The 19,572-nt window shown below is 64.2% G+C and carries 16 protein-coding genes and 1 other RNA gene; 8 read left to right on the top strand and 9 right to left on the bottom strand.

Features of this window, described 5'->3' with window-relative positions:
* Window positions 1–68: 68 nt before the first annotated feature.
* The 4 genes from pheA to gyrA all read right to left on the bottom strand — a co-directional run bounded on the left by pheA (window position 69) and on the right by gyrA (window position 5,920).
* Window positions 69–1,154 (bottom strand): prephenate dehydratase, encoded by a 1,086-nt coding sequence (pheA, locus tag VSR72_RS30760; protein ID WP_342956043.1) that lies wholly within the window; start codon window positions 1,152–1,154, stop codon window positions 69–71.
* Window positions 1,155–1,196: 42 nt separating this feature from the next.
* Window positions 1,197–2,279: a 3-phosphoserine/phosphohydroxythreonine transaminase gene (gene serC / locus VSR72_RS30755; protein WP_342956042.1), complete on the bottom strand. Its 1,083-nt coding sequence runs from the start codon at window positions 2,277–2,279 to the stop codon at window positions 1,197–1,199.
* A gap of 225 nt (window positions 2,280–2,504) precedes the next feature.
* Window positions 2,505–3,113, bottom strand: coding sequence for a DUF2059 domain-containing protein (locus VSR72_RS30750; protein ID WP_342956108.1), 609 nt, complete (start codon window positions 3,111–3,113; stop codon window positions 2,505–2,507).
* Between the two features lie 197 nt (window positions 3,114–3,310).
* Window positions 3,311–5,920, bottom strand: a complete 2,610-nt coding sequence (gyrA, locus tag VSR72_RS30745; protein WP_342956041.1) for a DNA gyrase subunit A — start codon at window positions 5,918–5,920, stop codon at window positions 3,311–3,313.
* 563 nt (window positions 5,921–6,483) lie between these two features.
* Here gyrA and ompA point away from each other — a divergent pair.
* From ompA to ssrA, 4 genes are all read left to right on the top strand, one after another.
* Complete coding sequence (gene ompA / locus VSR72_RS30740; RefSeq protein WP_112171352.1) at window positions 6,484–7,128, top strand: outer membrane protein OmpA; 645 nt, start codon at window positions 6,484–6,486, stop codon at window positions 7,126–7,128.
* 212 nt (window positions 7,129–7,340) lie between these two features.
* Window positions 7,341–8,039: a bifunctional 2-polyprenyl-6-hydroxyphenol methylase/3-demethylubiquinol 3-O-methyltransferase UbiG gene (gene ubiG, locus VSR72_RS30735; RefSeq protein WP_342956040.1), complete on the top strand. Its 699-nt coding sequence runs from the start codon at window positions 7,341–7,343 to the stop codon at window positions 8,037–8,039.
* Window positions 8,040–8,125: 86 nt separating this feature from the next.
* Window positions 8,126–8,848 carry a phosphoglycolate phosphatase gene (gene gph, locus VSR72_RS30730; protein WP_342956039.1) on the top strand — a complete coding sequence of 241 codons (723 nt, stop codon included), beginning with the start codon at window positions 8,126–8,128 and terminating at the stop codon, window positions 8,846–8,848.
* Window positions 8,849–8,948: 100 nt separating this feature from the next.
* Window positions 8,949–9,318, top strand: a transfer-messenger RNA (tmRNA) gene (ssrA, locus tag VSR72_RS30725).
* 203 nt (window positions 9,319–9,521) lie between these two features.
* On the opposite strand, the gene VSR72_RS30720 is transcribed toward ssrA, so the two are convergent.
* Together VSR72_RS30720 and VSR72_RS30715 are read right to left on the bottom strand one after the other, a co-directional pair.
* A complete protein-coding gene (locus VSR72_RS30720) occupies window positions 9,522–9,788 on the bottom strand; it encodes a hypothetical protein (protein ID WP_342956038.1) in 267 nt (88 codons plus the stop codon).
* 124 nt (window positions 9,789–9,912) lie between these two features.
* The gene (locus VSR72_RS30715; RefSeq protein ID WP_342956037.1) at window positions 9,913–10,995 is read right to left on the bottom strand and encodes a substrate-binding domain-containing protein; all 1,083 of its coding nucleotides are present in this window, start codon (window positions 10,993–10,995) and stop codon (window positions 9,913–9,915) included.
* Window positions 10,996–11,125: 130 nt separating this feature from the next.
* Here VSR72_RS30715 and VSR72_RS30710 point away from each other — a divergent pair, with 130 nt between their 5' ends.
* From VSR72_RS30710 to VSR72_RS30695, 4 genes are read left to right on the top strand one after another with little or no spacing between them, the layout of a single operon-like run.
* Entirely contained in the window at window positions 11,126–11,638 is a 513-nt protein-coding gene (locus VSR72_RS30710; RefSeq protein WP_342956107.1) for an NAD(P)H-dependent oxidoreductase subunit E, read from the top strand.
* On the top strand, window positions 11,635–13,194 hold the full coding sequence (locus VSR72_RS30705; RefSeq protein WP_342956036.1) for an NADH-ubiquinone oxidoreductase-F iron-sulfur binding region domain-containing protein: 1,560 nt from the start codon (window positions 11,635–11,637) through the stop codon (window positions 13,192–13,194). Before VSR72_RS30710 ends, VSR72_RS30705 begins: the two co-directional genes overlap by 4 nt.
* 13 nt (window positions 13,195–13,207) lie before the next feature.
* Window positions 13,208–16,144, top strand: coding sequence for a formate dehydrogenase subunit alpha (gene fdhF / locus VSR72_RS30700; protein WP_342956035.1), 2,937 nt, complete (start codon window positions 13,208–13,210; stop codon window positions 16,142–16,144).
* 4 nt (window positions 16,145–16,148) lie between these two features.
* The gene (locus tag VSR72_RS30695; protein WP_233882393.1) at window positions 16,149–16,388 is read left to right on the top strand and encodes a formate dehydrogenase subunit delta; all 240 of its coding nucleotides are present in this window, start codon (window positions 16,149–16,151) and stop codon (window positions 16,386–16,388) included.
* A gap of 48 nt (window positions 16,389–16,436) precedes the next feature.
* Here VSR72_RS30695 and VSR72_RS30690 read toward each other — a convergent pair whose 3' ends face one another.
* The 3 genes from VSR72_RS30690 to VSR72_RS30680 form a co-directional block, all read right to left on the bottom strand.
* Entirely contained in the window at window positions 16,437–18,128 is a 1,692-nt protein-coding gene (locus tag VSR72_RS30690) for an FAD-dependent monooxygenase (protein WP_342956034.1), read from the bottom strand.
* A 108-nt stretch (window positions 18,129–18,236) separates the two neighbouring features.
* Window positions 18,237–19,244, bottom strand: coding sequence for a cation diffusion facilitator family transporter (locus tag VSR72_RS30685; protein WP_342956033.1), 1,008 nt, complete (start codon window positions 19,242–19,244; stop codon window positions 18,237–18,239).
* The gene (locus VSR72_RS30680) at window positions 19,241–19,561 is read right to left on the bottom strand and encodes a metalloregulator ArsR/SmtB family transcription factor (RefSeq protein WP_342956032.1); all 321 of its coding nucleotides are present in this window, start codon (window positions 19,559–19,561) and stop codon (window positions 19,241–19,243) included. Before VSR72_RS30680 ends, VSR72_RS30685 begins: the two co-directional genes overlap by 4 nt.
* Window positions 19,562–19,572: the final 11 nt, after the last annotated feature.

Raw genomic sequence — 19,572 nt, 5'->3', positions numbered from 1 at the left:
CGCGCCGCCCGGCTCCTCATGCGGCGGGCGGCGCTCAGCGGCGGCGGCCCGCCCGCGCCTTCCGCGCTTTAGCGCGCGCGCGGATACGAGCCGAGGATCTTCAGATACGCGGCCTTCTTGCTGAGTTCGTCGAGCGCCGCGGCCACGGCAGGTTCGTCGCGATGGCCTTCGAAGTCGATGTAGAAGTAGTACTCCCACGTGCTGCCGACGCGCGCAGGCCGCGACTCGAAACGCGTCATCGACACGCTGTGGCGCGCGAGCGGCTCGAGCAGCTTGTACACCGCGCCCGGCTCGTTCTTCACCGAGACGATCATCGAAGTCTGGTCGCGGCCCGTCGCGCCCGCCGGCTGCTTGCCGATCATCACAAAGCGCGTGCGGTTGTGCGGGTCGTCCTGGATCAGCGCGTTCGCGATCAGGAGACCGTAATGCGTAGCGGCGCGGTCGCCTGCAATCGCGGCAACCGTCGGATCGGCAGCGGCGAGGCGCGCGGCCTCCGCATTGCTCGACACAGGCTGACGCTCGAGTTGCGGCGCGTTTGCGGTCAGCCAGTGCTGGCACTGCGCAAGCGCCTGCGGGTGCGCGCACACGCGTTTTACGCCGCTCAGGTTGCCGCTTTGCGTCATCAGGTTGTGCTGAATCGGCAATGCGATTTCGCCGCCAATGACGAGCTGCGTTTCGAGGAACAGGTCGAGCGTGCGCGAAACGGCGCCTTCGGTCGAATTCTCGACCGGCACGACGCCGAACTCGGCGGCGCCCGCCTCGACCGAGCGGAACACCTCGTCGATCGACGGGCACGGCAGGCCTTCGATCGACTGACCGAAGTACTGGTACATCGCCTGTTCGCTATAGGTGCCGACCGGGCCGAGGAACGCGGCCGAAATCGTCTTTTCGAGCGAGCGGCTCGCGGCCATGATCTCGCGCCAGATCGCGCTGATGTGATCGTTGCCGAGCGGGCCATCGCTCATGTTCTGCAGGCGCTCGATCACCTGAAGCTCGCGCTCCGGGCGAAATACCGGCGCGTTGAAATGCTTCTTGACCTCGCCTACTTCGAGCGCGACCGAGGCGCGCTGATTCAGGAGCGCGATGAGCTGTGCGTCGATCGCATCGATGCGTTCGCGCAGCGGCTTGAGTTGGGAGTTGAGTTCGTCGTCCATGCGTGAAACCGGCAATTGGAAAGGATGCACACCAGGCGTGATTCAGGCGTGCTTCGCCTCGAATTCCTTCATGTACTCGACCAGCGCCTTCACTGCCTCGAGCGGCACCGCGTTGTAAATCGATGCCCGCATGCCGCCGACGGACTTGTGGCCCTTCAGCTGCAACAGCCCGCGCGCTTTGGCGCCGGCGAGGAAATCCGCGTTACGTGTTTCGTCGGCGAGGAAGAACGGCACGTTCATCCGCGAGCGCGCACGGCGCTCCACCTGGTTGTTATAGAAGCTGCTTGCATCGATCGTGTCGTAGAGCAGCTTCGCTTTTTCCACATTGCGCGCCTCGATGACTTCGAGGCCGCCCTGGCGCTTGAGCCACTTGAACACGAGCCCGGCGATATAGATCGCGTAGGTGGGCGGCGTGTTGAACATCGAATTGTTCGCGGCCACAGTCTTCCATTCGAACGCCGAAGGACAGATCGGCATCGAGCGGTCGAGCAGGTCCTCGCGCACGATCACGACCGTCACACCCGCCATGCCGATGTTCTTCTGCGCGCCGCCGTAAAGCACGCCGTACTTGGCGATGTCCATGGGTCGCGACAGGATGTGCGACGAGGCGTCGGCCACGAGCGGAATGTCGCCGAGGTCGGGAATCTCGAAGGTCTCGACGCCGTCGATCGTCTCGTTCGTGCACAGATGCACGTAGGCGGGGTCGTCGGAGAGCTTCCACTCGCCCTTCGGCGGCGAATGCGTGAAGCCGGCCTCGGTGCGCCCCGTCGCGGCGATATGCGCCTCGCCGTACTTGAGCGCTTCCTTCTGCGACTTCTGCGACCACGAGCCGGTGACAACGAAGTCGGCGCGCGGCTTCGAGCCAAAGAGGTTCAGCGGCACGATCGCGTTCTCGCCAATGCCGCCGCCCTGCAGGAACAGAATCTGGTGACTTGCGGGCACCTGCATCAACTCGCGCAGATCGAGCAGCGCCTCGGCGTGGATCTGCATGAATTCCGGGCCACGATGGCTCATTTCCATCACGCCCATGCCGCTGCCGTGCCAGTCGAGCATTTCGTCAGCGGCCTGACGCAGGACCTCTTCTGGCAACGCTGCCGGTCCGGCTGAGAAGTTGTAGACGCGCATCGTAAAAAAGATCCCCGAGGCAGGCGCTGTGGCAAAAACCGCCGGAAAACACGCCAGAAAAAGAAAATGGCCGCTTGCGCTTATCGCGCAAACGACCATTATCGCATTGTCGCCGGGAACCCGCCACGCGTGGCGAGGCGGTGGACTTCCCGGTCTACGCCGCCGATCCGGCCCCGCTACCGTACATCCTGGCTGCGGACCGGAGGCTGCGTAATGCCAGCAGACTTACTTCGCGGCCTTGACCGAAGCGACTTCCTTGTCGGCCTGGTCGCGCGTTGCCTTGATCGACTGCGGCATGTACTTCTGCATCAGGCTGTTCACGACGTCGCGGCCAACCTGGTCTTGAACCTGAATGAACTTGCGGCCGGTCGGGCTGCGGTAGAACGTGGTCAGGTCCTTGATTTCCTGCACGCTGTAGTACTTCGCGTAGGCGTCGTACTGAGCTTGCATGGCGTCCGACTTGAACGAGTCCGTCGCGAAGACCTGGCCTGCCGAGTCAACCAGCTTCGGCACTGCGTTCTTCTGCAGCGACGGCACGGCAGCTTGCTTCTGCTTGTCCGTCATCGTCTTGTTTTCCGAGAGCGCGTCCGACAGGATTGCCGGGACGAGCTGCTTGGCTTGCATCTGGGCGCTGTTACCAATTGCGCCGACGAGCTTCTGTGCGTCGATCGCGTCGAGCAGGTCCTTGATCGCGGCTTGCTTCGCCGGATCGACGGGTGCTGCAGCCGCTGCCGGTGCCTGGGGGGCGGGCGCCTGGTTCTGGAGCGCCTGAGCCATGGCAAACGTCGGCACGAGAGCGGCCAGCAACATCACCTGCTTGAATCGTTTTTGCATCATTACTCCCTTTGAGAAATTAATCGGTTTGCGCTGCCGCGCGGACTGCGGGGCGCCGCATTTGCGTTATGCGCCCGCTGGCCGGTCCGCCCGGCACACCATTCATTTAGCTGACACTAACAAGGTTCGCTGAAACCCACCTTAAAGCCCGCGTAAGCGCATCGTTCGAACACACTTCTGCGGGCCTGGATGACGCATCACTCTTCGCCTTCGCCCGGTTCGCCCTCACCTTCGGCGTCCGCATCGGCATCCGCTTCGGCGACTTGCTGCAGTCCGGAGAGCTTCGTACCTTCGTCAAGGCTGATGAGTGTAACACCTTGCGTTGCACGGCCCATTTCGCGAATTTCCGACACTCGGGTGCGAATCAAAACGCCCGTGGTGGTGATCAACATGATCTGCGCTTCGGAGTCGACGAGTGTGGCCGCAACCACCTTGCCATTGCGCTCCGAAGTCTGGATCGCGATCATGCCCTTCGTGCCGCGGCCATGGCGCGTGTACTCCGTGATCGGTGTGCGCTTGCCATAGCCGTTCTCGGTCGCGGTGAGCACAGACTGCTGCTCGTCGCCCGCTACGAGAAGCGCGATGACCTGCTGAGTGTCTTCGAGCTGCATGCCGCGCACGCCGCGCGCTTCGCGGCCCATCGGACGTACGTCGTTCTCGTCGAAGCGCACTGCCTTGCCGGCGTCGGAGAACAGCATGACGTCGTGCTCGCCGTCGGTGATCGCAGCGCCAATCAGGTAGTCGCCGTCATCGAGACCGACCGCAATAATACCCTTGCGCAGCGGGCGGCTAAAGGCTTCGAGCGGCGTCTTCTTGACCGTGCCCAGCGCGGTAGCCATGAAAACGAACTTGTCGGCCGAGAATTCCTTGACCGGCAGCACGACCGTGATCTTCTCGCCGTCCTGCAGCGGGAACATGTTGACGATCGGACGGCCGCGCGAGTTGCGCGAGCCTTGCGGCACTTCATACACCTTCACCCAGTACACGCGGCCGCGATTCGAGAAGCACAGGATGTGGTCGTGCGTGTTCGCGATGAAGAGCGTGTCGATCCAGTCGTCGTCCTTCATCGAAGTCGCCTGCTTGCCGCGACCTCCGCGCTTCTGGGCGCGATATTCCGACAACGGCTGCGATTTCACATAACCGGCGTGCGACATGGTCACGACCATGTCCTGCGGCGTGATCAGGTCTTCGGTGTTGAGCTCCGTGGCGTTCAACTCGATCTTCGAGCGGCGGGCGTCGCCGAATTCGCTCTTGATCGACGTGAGTTCGTCGGAGATCATGGTCGTTACGCGCTCGGGGCGCGCAAGGATGTCGAGCAGGTCGGCGATCTGCGCCATGACTTCGCGGTACTCGCCGATGATCTTGTCCTGCTCCAGGCCGGTCAGGCGCTGGAGGCGCATTTGCAGGATTTCCTGCGCCTGCGTGTCGGACAGACGGTAGAGGCCGTCGGCCTGCATACCATATTGCGGGTTCAGCCCTTCCGGACGGTAAGCGTCGCGACCGCCCGCCGACGCATTGTCCTGCTCCGCACGCGTCAGCATCTCACGCACGAGCGACGAATCCCACGAGCGGTTCATCAGCTCCTGCTTCGCGATCGGCGGCGTGGGCGCGGCCTTGATCAGCTCGATGAAATCGTCGATGTTCGCGAGCGCAACGGCGAGACCTTCGAGCACGTGGCCGCGTTCGCGCGCCTTGCGCAGTTCGTACACCGTGCGGCGCGTGAGCACTTCGCGGCGATGCGAGAGGAAATGCTCGAGCATTTCCTTCAGGTTCAGCAGCTTCGGCTGGTTGTCCACCAGCGCGACCATGTTCATGCCGAACGTGTCCTGCAGCTGCGTCGCCTTGTAAAGATTGTTGAGAATGACCTCGGGCACTTCACCGCGCTTGAGCTCGATCACGACTCGCATGCCGCTCTTGTCGGATTCGTCGCGAATATCGGAGATGCCTTCGAGCTTCTTCTCGTTGACGAGCTCGGCGATGCGCTCGAGCAGCGAACGCTTGTTCACCTGATACGGCAGCTCGTCGACGATGATCGCCATGCGCTGACCGCGATCGATTTCCTCGAAGTGCGTGGCCGCGCGCATCACCACGCGGCCGCGGCCGGTGCGATAGCCGTCGCGCACGCCGGCGACGCCATAAATGATGCCGGCGGTCGGAAAATCGGGGGCCGGAATGATCTCGATCAGTTCGTCGATCGTCGCTTGCGGAGTCTTAAGCAAATGCTGGCAAGCGTCGACAACTTCGTTGAGATTGTGCGGCGGAATGTTCGTGGCCATGCCGACCGCGATACCCGACGAACCGTTGATGAGCAGGTTCGGAATACGCGCGGGCAGGATCTGCGGCTCGCTTTCGCTGCCGTCGTAGTTCGGCCCGAAGTCGACCGTTTCCTTGTCGATGTCGGCGAGCAGTTCGTGGCCGATCTTCGCCATGCGGATTTCGGTGTATCGCATGGCGGCGGCGTTGTCGCCGTCGATGGAGCCGAAGTTGCCCTGGCCGTCGACCAGCATGTAGCGCAGCGAAAAGTTCTGCGCCATCCGCACGATGGTGTCGTAGACGGCCGTGTCGCCGTGGGGATGGTACTTACCGATGACGTCGCCGACGATACGTGCCGACTTCTTGTAAGCGCGGTTCCAGTCGTTATTCAGCTCGTGCATCGCGTAGAGCACGCGCCGGTGGACGGGCTTGAGGCCGTCACGCACATCCGGAAGGGCTCGCCCGACGATCACGCTCATCGCGTAATCGAGATACGAGCGGCGCATTTCCTCCTCGAGGGAGATTGGCAGAGTCTCTTTGGCGAATTGATCCATTATCGATGTCTTATTTGGGCACGCAGTGTGCTAGCGCCTCGCCCCAATTAGTAGAGCGGAGGTCGCCGCAGTCACCGCGAGACGCCCAGCTGTCGCATGGACGCCGCGGACGCAGCGCATCACGCGATTCTACCATGCACGACACCCTCGCCCGCCGCCTGCGTATACCTATTAGAGGAGTGACGCCGAAGCGCTCAAAAGCGCCTTGAGCGTGGCGCAAACGCCGCAGTGCGAACCGCAATCAGATGCATCGCCACCGATTTGGATAACAATGTGTTTCGCACCCCCAACCCAGGCGCACTACCAGGTAAAATAACGGGAACTTTTTTGTTGCGGGCGTACCACGTTCAGCAAGCCGCAGTGAAAGGGGCGGATTTTTTTTATCGTAGGACGGGAACGATATGGCAAAATGCCAACGCACAAAGTTAGACACTGCTCGAAGTCTACACAACGCAAAGCGTTCCCCACAACTTGCCAATGTTATACTTCGAGCAATGTATGACTTGTCTTCGTCATATGGCTCGCAGTAAACCTGCGGTAATCTCAATTTCGAGAGGAGAAATATGAATAAACTTTCAAAGCTCGCGTTCATTGCAGCTACCGCAGTTGTGGCTGCATCCGCTCAGGCACAATCGGTGCCGGCGTCGCGACAAGCCGTCAATGACAACTGGGTGAATGGTACCGGCGAATACGTGTGGATGAACGGCACGAACGAACTTTGCTGGCGCGATGCATTCTGGACGCCGGCCACCGCCAACGCCAAGTGCGATGGCGCCCTGGTCGCCCAGGCACCGCAGCCGCCGGTCGCTCCGCCGCCGCCGGCCATCAGCAGCCAGAAGATCACGTACCAGGCTGATGCCCTGTTCGACTTCGACAAGGCTATCCTGAAGCCGGCTGGTAAGGAAAAGCTGGACGACCTGGCAAGCAAGATCCAGGCTCTGAACCTCGAAGTCGTCGTCGCGACGGGCTACACCGACCGTATCGGCTCGGCTGCCTACAACGACCGTCTGTCGCTGCGCCGTGCGCAAGCCGTCAAGTCGTACCTGGTCAGCAAGGGCGTTCCGGCAGAGCGTATCTACACGGAAGGCAAGGGCAAGCGCAACCCGGTTACGACGGGCTGCAACCAGAAGAACCACAAGGCTCTCATCGCCTGCCTCGCACCGGACCGTCGCGTGGAAGTCGAAGTCGTCGGCACGCAAAAGCAGTAATCGCGAGCTTTCGACCGCAAGTCTCAAAAGCCCCGCTTCGGCGGGGCTTTTTTTATCTCCCGCTTTCCCCTCTTTCATTTCGCCTGTCTCCGCGCGGCTTTGTCGTTTGGGAAGATTTACGGCACAGCGTGGCATTTTGCCGCCCTGCGCACCCGCCTATATACTCGGGGTTTATTCTTTCTGACCCGCACCGCGCTTCAGGCTGCCACGACATGACGAATGCCGATCCCCACGAGCTGCAGAAATTCAGCGATCTCGCTCATCGCTGGTGGGACCCGAACGCCGAATTCAAGCCGCTGCACGAACTCAACCCCATTCGCCTGAGCTGGATAGACAGCCATGCGCATCTGCCGTCCAAGCGCGTGCTCGACATCGGCTGCGGCGGCGGCATCCTCTCCGAGTCGATGGCGGGGCTTGGCGCAACCGTGAAGGGCATCGACCTGTCGCGCGAGGCGCTCGGCGTGGCCGACCTGCATAGCCTCGAGAGCGGTGTGACGGTGGACTACGAGCTGATCGCCGCCGAAGCGATCGCCGCACGCGAACCTGCGTCGTTCGACGTCGTGACCTGCATGGAAATGCTCGAACACGTGCCCGAGCCCGCCGAGGTCGTGAAGGCGTGCGCCACGCTCGTGAAGCCTGGCGGCTGGGTGTTCTTTTCGACGCTCAATCGCAACGTGAAGTCGTATCTTCTCGCTGTGATCGGCGCGGAATACATCGCGCAGATGCTGCCCAAGGGCACGCATGACTACGCGCGCTTCATTCGTCCCTCGGAGCTTGCCGCGTTCGTGCGCGACGCCGGCATGCGCGTCGCCGAGATCAAGGGCATCACGTATAACCCGATCACGCGGCACTTCGCGCTTTCGAACGATTCCAGCGTCAATTACATGATCGCCTGCCGGCGCGACGCCTGACGGCGTTTGCGCGATCGGCGCCGCCGGACCACTCTGCTCCGGCGGCATTTCCCGCACACCGGCGCGACGCGCCAACGCTTGCTGACATGAACTCATCCACGAACGCCCAATCTGCCGCAGACAGCGGCGCAGCGCTTGCCGCCTGCGACGCGGTGCTATTCGACTTCGACGGCACGCTCGCCGACACTGCCCCCGACCTCGCCGCCGCGGTCAATCAGATGCGCCACGCGCGCGGCCTCGCTCCAGCGCCGCTCGAGAAGCTGCGTCCGCTCGCTTCGGCGGGCGCGCGCGGCCTGATTGGCGGCGCGTTCGGCATCGGTCCCGACAATCGCGAGTTCGCCGCCATGCGTGAGGAGTTTCTTGCCAACTATGAGGCGAATCTGCGCATCGAAACCGCGCTCTTCGCCGGGATCGACGCCGTGCTCGACGATCTCGACACGCGCGGTGTGCGCTGGGGCATCGTGACCAACAAGGTCGCGCGCCTTACCGAGCCCCTGGTGAAACTGATGCATCTCGACACGCGCGCAAGCTGCGTGGTGAGCGGCGACACGACGCCCTATTCCAAGCCGCATCCTGCGCCGCTGCTGCACGCGGCCGAGGCGCTCGGCGTTGCGCCGCAGCGTGTGGTGTATGTCGGCGACGATCTGCGCGATGTGCAGGCGGGCGCCGCGGCAGGCATGGCGACGATCGCCGCCGCTTACGGCTACTGCGGCAACGACGTACCGCCTTCGCAGTGGAATGCGCAATATCTCGCCGACACCACGACGACGCTGTTCGCCCTGCTTCAGCACATCGGCAAGCCGGCCTGAGGCGTACCCTACGGTTTTGCGCCGCAACAGCTCCACGCGCCCTTGAACCGGGCGCGGTTCGCCTCATATGGCGAACTATGGGATAATTATCCCTTCCTCTGGGGCCGACCTGGTTTCGACAGGGGTTATGAAGTAATCAGGGCATGCCGAGGACCCGTCACCTCGTTAATCAATGGGAAAAACGTAACTGCAAACGACGATACGTTCGCACTGGCAGCCTAAGGGCCGCCGTCCTCTGCCTAGCTTACTGACGGGCTAGCGTCGCAAGACCGGTAGCAATACCGCCAGAGGTCATTTACGTCAGTTAAGCCTTGGCGGCGTCACGACGCCAAGGTCGAAAATTTAGTGAATCGCCGTAGCGCAGCGTGTTCGTCCGCGTCGCTCCGGTTAAATCAAATGACAGAACTACGCATGTAGAACTGGTTATGGACTGCTTCTGGACGCGGGTTCGATTCCCGCCGGCTCCACCAGATATGTCCGGTCGTCCACGACGAACGGACTCGAGCCCCGGCGCCGCAAGGCTGTCGGGGCTTTTTGTTTCCCACGGTCCCGACGCGGGCCACGCCGCCAAAGCAAAGCGCGCGCACAAAAAAACTCGCGACAGCCCGTTAAGGCCTCGCGAGTTTTCCTTTACTCCGCAGGCGGCGCAACGGCTGCCTGCGCCTCTACGCCATCAATTGTCCTGCGGGCACTGCAGATTACAGCCGTTCGGATCGCCCAGATCGCCACGCTTGCGTGCAGCAGACGCCTTGCCATGCTGATACTTGCCCGACGGCGCCGAAGCGGCGAACTGCATCTGCGGATGCTCGTTGAACTTGAACTGATCGCTGAGGATGCCGCCAGGCACGCCCGGCGAGTTCTGCGCGAATGCGAGGTTGAACGTAGCCAACAACGCTGCCGCCGTAGCGGCCACAGCACCAACTTTGAGGACAAATTTCATGGTCGATCGGCGCGACGAGCGCGCATCTGAAACGTGAGAGCGAATACAAACTGAAAGTATCACAAAAAGCGCCTTAGTCTGCAGCGTAGTCCGGCCCGCAGCCCAGCCAATAGGTTGCTTTCTATTACAACGCCAGTGGCCCGCCCCATGCGGCTTCGAGTTCCACCACGTCGCCGCACGCCGCCGGATCATACCCTTCGAGCTGCGCAACCGAAGCACGGAAACCGGCACCGCGCAGCAAGCCGAGCACGGTCGCCAGCGGCTCATGTGCGAGATGACCACGATCGCACGCGAAATAGTAGTCTTCGTCGGCGATCTCGATGAAATCGAGCCCAAAGTGGTGTGCCGCCGGCTCGACGCCGAAACCCACGTCGGCCATGCCGCTCGCCACGAATGCGGCGATCGCCGAATGGGTGAGTTCCGACGACGCATAGCCGTTGACGCGCTCGGGATCGACGCCAATACGGGTCAGCAGCAGGTCGATCAGCATGCGCGTACCCGAGCCCGGCTGCCGGTTCACAAAGCGGATATCGCCGCGCGCCAGGTCGGCAAGACCCGTCACATGCTTCGGGTTGCCGCGGCCGACAAAGAGCCCCTGCTTGCGCTGCGTCAGATGAATGAGCACGTGCCGTTGCGGGTCGAGCCAGCTGCGATAGGCGTTGGCACAGGCGCTCCGAAAGTCGCCGCGCGGCACATGAAAGCCCGCGAGATCGCATTCGCCGCGCGCCAGCGCGGTGATCGCGTCCACACTGTCGCGGTACTTGATCTCCACGGGCACCTGGTCGGCAACGAGCGCCGTCACGAGTGCCGCCACCGCGTAGCCGTGCGAGGCATGAATGCGCAAATCCTGTGCAGCGGGCGCGAGCCAGCGGTTCAGGTCGCTCGCCACCTCGCTTGCCAACGCCTCGAGGTTCCCTTGCAGCCGCTCCCCGCACAGGCGCTGCGAGCGCAGCACAGCCTCGCCCAGTTCGGAGAGCACGGACCCACGGCCACGCGCTTTCGCGATCAGCGCGCCCCCCAGGCGCTCCTCCACTTCACGCAAAACACCCCACGCATGGCGATAGGACAAACCCTTACGCTGCGCGGCCTGCGCAATGCTTCCTTCTTCGGCGACGAGCGCGAGCAACGGCACAACGTCCGTCAGGCTTGCCTCGCGGCCTTCCGCGTCGCGAACGACCAGTTGCGCGTGGCATTCGACCTTGATCATTATGAAATACTCCTTCCTATTGCATCTGCCTTTCCACGGGCCTATTGTTCGGTCAGACAACAAGACAACCGCAGCATAGATGCACACTTTATGAATAACAAGTGCATATATGCCCAGGAGAAGCCCCATGATGGAAGAGACAGCTGTTAGCTCGCCGGACGATCTCGTCCAGCGTCACGCGCAACCAGGCCGCACGCTGCTTGCGATCCTGCATGCGATCCAGGACGAAGTCGGCTTCGTGCCGCCGGCCACGGTCGTGCCGCTCTCGAAGGCGCTGAGTCTTTCGCGCGCCGAGGTGCACGGCGTCATCACCTACTACCACCACTTCCGCACTGCGCCGCCCGCGCCGGTCACGGTCCAGCTGTGCCGCGCCGAGGCGTGCCGCAGCATGGGCAGCGAGGCGCTCGCGCAGCACGTCGAAGCGCATACCGGCTGCCGGTTCGTTCAGCACGGCCACGACGCCGAACACACGCACGCGCATGAAGGGCCGGTCGCGCTGGAGTCCGTCTATTGCCTCGGCCAATGCGCGCTCTCACCCACCATGATGATTAACGGCACGTTGCACGCGAAAGTGACCCCGCAGAAGTTCGACAAGCTCTACGCGGCCGCGCTCGCCACCGTCCGCACCGAGGAGGCCGCATGACACGCGTCTACGTTCCCCGTGACTCCTCGGCCCTCGCGCTCGGCGCGGACGCCATCGTCGAAGCCATCGAACGCGAAGCCGCCGCGCGCGGCGCGAGTATCGAGCTTGTGCGCAACGGCTCGCGCGGCCTGCTCTATCTCGAACCGCTCGTCGAGGTCGAAACGGCTGAAGGCCGCGTCGGCTATGCGAACGTCGAAGCCGACGAAGTGGGCGCGCTCTTCGACGCCGGCTTCCTGCAAGGCGGCCAGCACGCGCGCAGCGTCGGCCTCGTCGAGCAGATTCCGTATTTGCGCAAACAGCAGCGCCTGACGTTCGCGCGCATCGGCATCACCGACCCGCTTTCCACCGACGACTACGTCGCCCACGGCGGCCTCGAAGGACTGCGCAACGCGCTGAAGATGACCGGCGCCAATATCTGCGAAGCGCTCGTCGAGTCGGGCCTGCGCGGCCGCGGTGGCGCGGCATTCCCGGCCGGCATCAAGTGGCGTACCGTCGCGAATGCACTCGCCGACCAGAAGTACATCGTCTGCAATGCCGACGAAGGCGATTCGGGCACGTTCTCCGACCGCCTCGTCATGGAAAGCGACCCGTATGTCCTGATCGAGGGCATGACGATCGCGGGCATCGCGGTGGGCGCGACCGTGGGCCATATCTACGTGCGCAGCGAATATCCGCATTCGATCGCGGCGCTCGAAGAAGCCATCCAGCGCGCGCGTGCGGCGGGCTGGCTCGGCGACGACGTGCTCGGCAGCGGCAAGCGCTTCGAACTGTTCGTCGCCAAGGGCGCGGGCGCTTACGTGTGCGGCGAGGAAACGGCGTTGCTGGAATCGCTCGAAGGCAAGCGCGGCATTGTGCGCGCGAAGCCGCCGTTGCCCGCACTCTCGGGTCTCTACGGCAAGCCCACGGTCATCAACAACGTCATCACGCTCGCCACGGTGCCGATCATCTTTGCCAAGGGTGCGGCGTTCTACAAGGACTTCGGCATGGGCCGCTCGCGCGGCACGCTGCCGTTCCAGCTCGCGGGCAACATCGCGCGCGGCGGGCTCGTGGAGCTTGCGTTCGGCGTGACACTGCGCGAGCTGATGGTCGACTACGGCGGCGGCACCGCCAGCGGCCGTCCGGCGCGCGCCGTGCAGGTGGGCGGCCCGCTCGGCACCTATCTGCCCGAGAGTCAGTGGGACATTCCCATGGACTACGAAGCGTATGCGGCAGTCGGCGCGGTCGTGGGCCACGGCGGCCTCGTCGTGCACGACGACACGTCGAATCTCGCGGAACTCGCGCAGTACGCCATGGAGTTCTGCACGCTCGAATCGTGCGGCAAGTGCACGCCGTGCCGTATCGGCTCGACGCGCGGCGTCGAAGTGATCGCGAAGATCCGCAAGGGCGACACGTCCGAAAAGCAGGTCACGCTGCTGCGCGACCTGTGCGACACGATGGTCGCCGGGTCGCTGTGCGCGATGGGCGGCATGACGCCCTACCCCGTGATCTCCGCACTCAACCATTTCCCTGAAGATTTCGGTCTCGAATCTGTCGCGCAACCCGCGGCACACGCCTGAACGAGGAACCACCATGTCCGACACGCTCATGTCCCAAGCCGGTGGTTGCGGTTCCGGCAATTGCGCCTGCAAGTCCCAGGCAAAGAAGCAACGCTCGCCCTTCGACGATACCGATTTCGGCACGCCGCTCGTCCACGCCGATGTGGACGTCACGCTCGAAATCGACGGCCAGTCCGTTACGGTGCCTGCCGGCACGTCGGTGATGCGCGCCTCCATCGAGGCCGGCATCAACGTGCCGAAGCTCTGTGCCACCGATTCGCTCGAACCGTTTGGCTCGTGCCGCCTGTGTCTCGTGGAAATCGAAGGCCGCCGCGGCTACCCTGCTTCGTGCACGACGCCCGTCGAAGCAGGCATGAAGGTGCGCACGCAAAGCAATCAACTGCAAAAGCTTCGCCGCAACGTGATGGAGCTGTACATCTCCGATCACCCGCTCGACTGTCTCACCTGCCCCGCCAACGGCGACTGCGAACTGCAGGACATGGCCGGCGTGACGGGTCTGCGCGAAGTGCGCTACGGCTTTGACGGCGCAAATCACCTGAAGGACAAGAAGGACGAATCGAATCCGTACTTCACCTACGACCCGTCGAAGTGCATCGTCTGCAATCGCTGCGTGCGCGCGTGTGAAGAAACGCAAGGCACGTTCGCGCTGACCATCGCCGGGCGCGGTTTCGAATCGCGCGTCGCTGCTGGCGCAAGCGAAGCGTTCATGGACTCGGAATGCGTGTCGTGCGGCGCTTGCGTGGCCGCATGCCCGACCGCCACGCTGCAGGAAAAGACCGTCGTGATGCTGGGCCAGGCCGAACACTCGGTCGTGACGACCTGCGCGTATTGCGGCGTGGGCTGCTCGTTCAAGGCCGAGATGAAGGGCAACGAAGTCGTGCGCATGGTGCCGCACAAGAACGGCCAGGCGAACGAAGGCCATGCCTGCGTGAAGGGCCGCTTCGCGTGGGGCTACGCCACGCACAAGGACCGCATCAAGAAGCCGATGATCCGCGCGAAGATCACCGATCCGTGGCGCGAAGTCAGCTGGGAAGAAGCGATCAACTACGCCGCAAGCGAGTTCCGCCGCATCCAGGCGAAGCATGGGCGCGATTCGATTGGCGGCATCACCTCGTCGCGCTGCACGAACGAGGAAACGTATCTCGTGCAGAAGCTCGTGCGCGCCGCGTTCGGCAACAACAACGTCGATACCTGTGCACGCGTGTGCCACTCGCCTACGGGCTACGGCCTGAAGACGACGCTCGGCGAATCGGCGGGTACGCAGACCTTCGCTTCCGTCGACTATTCCGACGTGATCATGGTGATCGGCGCGAACCCCACTGACGGCCACCCCGTGTTCGGCTCGCGCCTGAAGCGCCGCGTGCGTCAGGGCGCGAAGCTGATCGTCGTCGATCCGCGCCGCATCGACATCGTCGATACGGCACACGTGAAGGCCGAGCATCACCTGCAACTGCGCCCGGGCACCAACGTCGCGATGGTCAACTCGATCGCGCACGTGATCGTTACCGAAGGGCTCGTGAACGAGCCGTTCGTGGCCGAGCGCTGCGAAACGCGTGCATTCGAGCAATGGCGCGATTTCGTCTCGCTGCCGGAAAACTCACCCGAAGCGATGGCGGAAGTGACCGGCGTGCCCGCTGAGCAAGTTCGCGCCGCCGCGCGCCTCTACGCGCAGCAAGGCAACTCGGCGATCTACTACGGTCTCGGCGTAACCGAGCACGCACAAGGCTCGACCATGGTGATGGGCATCGCCAATCTCGCGATGGCCACGGGCAACATCGGCCGCGAAGGCGTGGGCGTGAATCCGCTGCGCGGCCAGAACAACGTGCAGGGTTCGTGCGACATGGGCTCGTTCCCGCACGAACTGCCAGGCTACCGCCATGTCGGCGACTCAACGGTGCGCGGTCTCTTTGAAAGCGCCTGGAACGTCGCGCTGCAAAGCGAGCCGGGCCTGCGCATTCCGAACATGTTCGATGCGGCGCTCGACGGCACCTTCATGGGCCTCTACTGCCAGGGCGAGGACATCGTTCAGTCCGACCCGAACACGCAGCACGTGGCGGCGGCGCTTTCGTCGATGGAATGTATCGTCGTGCAGGACATCTTCCTGAACGAAACGGCGAAGTACGCGCACGTCCTGCTGCCGGGTTCGTCGTTCCTCGAAAAGGACGGTACGTTCACCAACGCCGAGCGCCGCATCTCGCGCGTGCGCAAGGTCATGCCGCCCGTCGCCGGCTACGCGGACTGGGAAGCGACGATCCTGCTCTCGCGCGCGCTAGGCTACGAGATGGACTACACGCATCCGTCGCAGATCATGGACGAGATCGCGCGCCTCACGCCCACGTTCCACGGCGTCTCGTACAAGAGGCTCGACGAGATGGGCAGCATCCAGTGGCCGTGCAACGAAGAAGCGCCCGACGGCACGCCGATCATGCACATCGACGAATTCGTGCGCGGCAAGGGCAAGTTCGTCATCACGAAGTTCATCGCCTCGCCGGAGAAGGTCACGCGCCGCTTCCCGCTGCTGCTCACGACGGGCCGCATCCTTTCGCAGTACAACGTGGGCGCGCAAACGCGCCGCACCGAAAACTCGCGCTGGCACGAGGAGGACCGCCTCGAGATCCATCCGGTGGACGCCGAAGATCGCGGCATTCGCGACGGCGACTGGGTGGGCATCGAATCGCGCGCCGGGCATACGGTGCTGCGCGCGAAGGTCAGCACGCGCATGCAGCCGGGCGTGGTCTACACGACGTTCCACTTCCCCGAATCGGGTGCGAACGTCATCACCACGGACGCCTCCGACTGGGCCACGAACTGCCCCGAGTACAAGGTGACGGCCGTGCAAGTGAACCACGTGCAGCAGCCCTCGGAGTGGCAGCGCGAATACTCGCGCTTCAACACGACCCAGCTCGAGCTGCTGAGCAAGCGCGAACCGCTTACAACCTCAGGGAAATAAAGCGATGAAAGCTGATCACTTGATCGAGATGGCGAACCAGATAGGCATGTTCTTCGACTCGCTGCCCGATCGCGAAGAAGCGCTCACGGGTATCGCGGAGCACATCCGCAAGTTCTGGGAACCGCGCATGCGCCGCACGCTGCTCGCGGCGCTCGATGGCGAAGGCGAGCAAGCGGGCTTCACGGAGATCGTGCTCGCCTCGCTCACCAAGCATCGCGAGGCGTTGGCGCCCGCGGCGGCTTGAGCCGGGCCGGCCCATCGCCATCGCATCGGACGCACGGCGCCGCACGGTTCAGACCGGCGGCGCCTGTCCAAATCCCGCTGCCGCGTACCACGTCTCACAGTGGCGCAGCAACGCATTGAGGTCCGACGCGGGGCGCCCCCGCGCGCCGATATAGCCGTCGGGCCGCACCAGATAAAACGCGGGCCGCGTGCGCCCGTACGATTCGCCGAGCGGGGCCGCGCCCTCGCCCGCGAGCGGCGTCTCGCCGTTGAGATCGGCGATCCACCACACGCGCAGCGCCTGCGGAAACAGCCGCTCGATGGCTTCGGCAAAACGCTTGAGCGTGGCGCTCGCTTCAGTCTGATCTTTCGCAGCCGCGCCAGCGGCATCCGCATCGCCCTCCACCAGCAGGAACAACGAGAAGCACGCCGGATCGTGCAGATCGAAGATGCGCCCCTTGCCCGGCGCCTTGCCTAGTGGACCGTCCACCACGCGCACGAAGGCGTCCGGAGCGCGCTCGCCTGCACGCGGGCCGCCGTCCAGCACGCGCTCGAGCGTGAGCGGGCTCTTGCGATACTGGATCGACAGCTCGCTCACCGCCTGGCGCGCCGCGTCGCGCAGCGGCCCGAGCGCGACGAGCGCCGGCATCACGCGCTCGCGCAGCAGCTTGAGCGGACCGTGATCGGCTTCCACCAGTTGCGTCATGAAGCTCGTCTGCTGCAGCACGAGACGCTCGATCGGATAACGCTCCGCGTGATAGGTGTCGAGCAGACGCTCGGGCGCGCCGCGCGCGTGCACACGCGCGATCTTCCAGCCGAGGTTGAAGGCTTCCTGAATACCCGTGTTCAAGCCCTGCGCGCCTGCGGGGCTGTGCACGTGCGCAGCGTCGCCGGCAAAGAACGTGCGCTCGACGCGCAGCTGCCGCACCATGCGGCTGTTCACGCTGAAGTACGAAGCCCAGGTCATGTCCGAGACGGACACCGGGTGGTGCACGCGTTGCTGGATGATGTCGCGGCATTCTTCCAGCGAGGGCACGGGTATCGTGCCTTCGGGCGCGGCGGGCAGCATGGCCTTGTGATCGGCGATCAGGCGATAGCGGCCGTGGCCGAACGGAAAGAGCGCGGCAAGGCCGTCGCCCGAGGCGAAGATGTGAAACTCGTCGTCGGACCAGGGCGTGCTCGCACTCAGGTCGGCGAGCAGGAACGATTGCGCCATCGTCTCTCCGTCGAACTTCATGTCGAGGCGATGGCGCACGGTGCTATGCGCGCCATCGGCGGCAATCACATAAGCGCAGCGCACCGACTCGACGCGCCCGTCTGGGCGGCGCACTTCTGCGCTCGCGCCGGCCGAGCCCTGGGTGTACTCGAGCAGCTCGCAGCCGCGCTCGATCTCCACGCCGAGCGTCGCGAGGTGCCCGCCGAGAATGCGTTCGGTAACGGTCTGCTCAATGAAAAGCAGGTAGGGATAGCGCGTGAAGAGCGGATCGAAGTCGAGCCGCGCACGGCGCTGGCCGTTCGAATAGAGATTCGCGATGTGCGCACGGTGGCCGAGTTCGAGAAACGGCTCGACGATGCGATGCTGCTCGAACAGTTCGAGCGTGCGCGCCTGAATGCCGATCGCCCGCGAGTGGCGTCCGGCCTGCGGCGCGCGATCGATCAGCCGCACCGGGATATGCGCGCGCGCAAGACTCATCGCGGCGGCGAGCCCGGTGGGTCCCGCGCCCACGATGAGCACGGGCGCGAGAGAAGAAGCCACGGCCATGCAGACCTCCATGCGCTCGACACGATACGTAGTGTATCGCCCGCGCCTCAAGCGGTCGCGCGGCAGCGCATCAAATGCGGCCTGAATGCCCCGACAAATCGCCGCGCTTCAATGTGCGTGCGGATGGCCGTGCCCGTGCGCGTGCTTCTGCGCGCCGTGCGGCCTGTCCAGCGCGCAGCGATGCTCGCTCGTGCCGAGGTCCACCTGCAGCGTCACGTGCCGCATGCCGAAGTGCACTTCGAGCGACTCGACCATGCGATCGAGCGCGGCGTCGCCGGGGTGCCCCGCTGGCATCACGAGATGCGCGCTCAGCGCACAGCCCGTGGTCGAAAGCGCCCAGACGTGCAGATCGTGCACATCGACTACGCCCTCCTGCTGCGAGAGGAAGCTGCGCACGCGCACGATATCGACATTCTCGGGCACCGCGGCAAGGGCCAGCCGCACCGACTCGCGCAACAGCCCCCAGGTGCCAAAGAGGATCACGAGCACGACCGCGATGGACATGAGCGGATCGATCCAGCTCCAGCCGGTCGAGAGAATGATCAGACCGCTCACGGCCACGGCCGCGGAAACGCCGGCATCCGCGGCCATGTGCAGGAAGGCGCCGCGAACGTTCAGGTCGTCCTTTTGCCCGCGCATGAAGAGCCACGCCGAAAAGCCGTTGACCACCATGCCGATGGTCGCCACGACGAACACGTCGAAACCTGCGACCGGCGCCGGATGGAACAGGCGCCCGATCGCCTGGGCGAGGATCGCGCCGCACGCAAGGAGGAGCAGCGCGGCGTTGGCGAGCGAGGCGAGAATCGACGAGCTGCCGAACCCGAACGTGAAGCGCGCGGACGGACGGCGCGTTGCGAGCCACGCCGCGCCCCAGGCGAGCAGCAGGCCAAGCACGTCAGAGAGATTGTGGCCGGCGTCGGCGAGCAGCGCGGAGGAATGCGCAAGCACGCCGTAGACCGTCTGCACGACGACGATGAACACGTTCAGCGCGACGGCGATAGCGAACGCGCGGCCGTGCCCCGCGACCGGCGCGTGATGATGGTGATGGTGGCCGTGCGCGTGGCCGTCGTGTGCATGGCCGTGATCGTGGCCGTGGTCGTGGTCAGCGCCGCTCATGCGCCCTCCTGCCATTGCGTCGAGGGCTCGGCCACGTGTTCCAGCATGCCGGCGATCATCGCGCTGATATGCGCGTCCGCGGCCACATAGAACACCTGCTTGCCCTCGCGTTCGGCGCGCACGATACGCGCGGCGCGCAGGAGCCGCAGATGGTGGCTCACCAGCGACGGCGACAAGCCGAGCAAGTCGGCAATCGCCCCCACCGCGATCCGGTCCTGAACACAGGCGAGCACGATTCGCAGGCGCGTTGCGTCGCCGAGCAGACGGAAGAGATCGGCGAGCGGGACGACACGCTCGTCATCGGAAACTGGGGTCATGAATACACACG

Source organism: Paraburkholderia sp. JHI869, assembly GCF_038900775.1.
Classification (GTDB): Bacteria; Pseudomonadota; Gammaproteobacteria; order Burkholderiales; family Burkholderiaceae; genus Paraburkholderia.
Note: the sequence above shows the minus strand (reverse complement) of the source record. Positions and strands in the feature narration are given on the sequence as shown.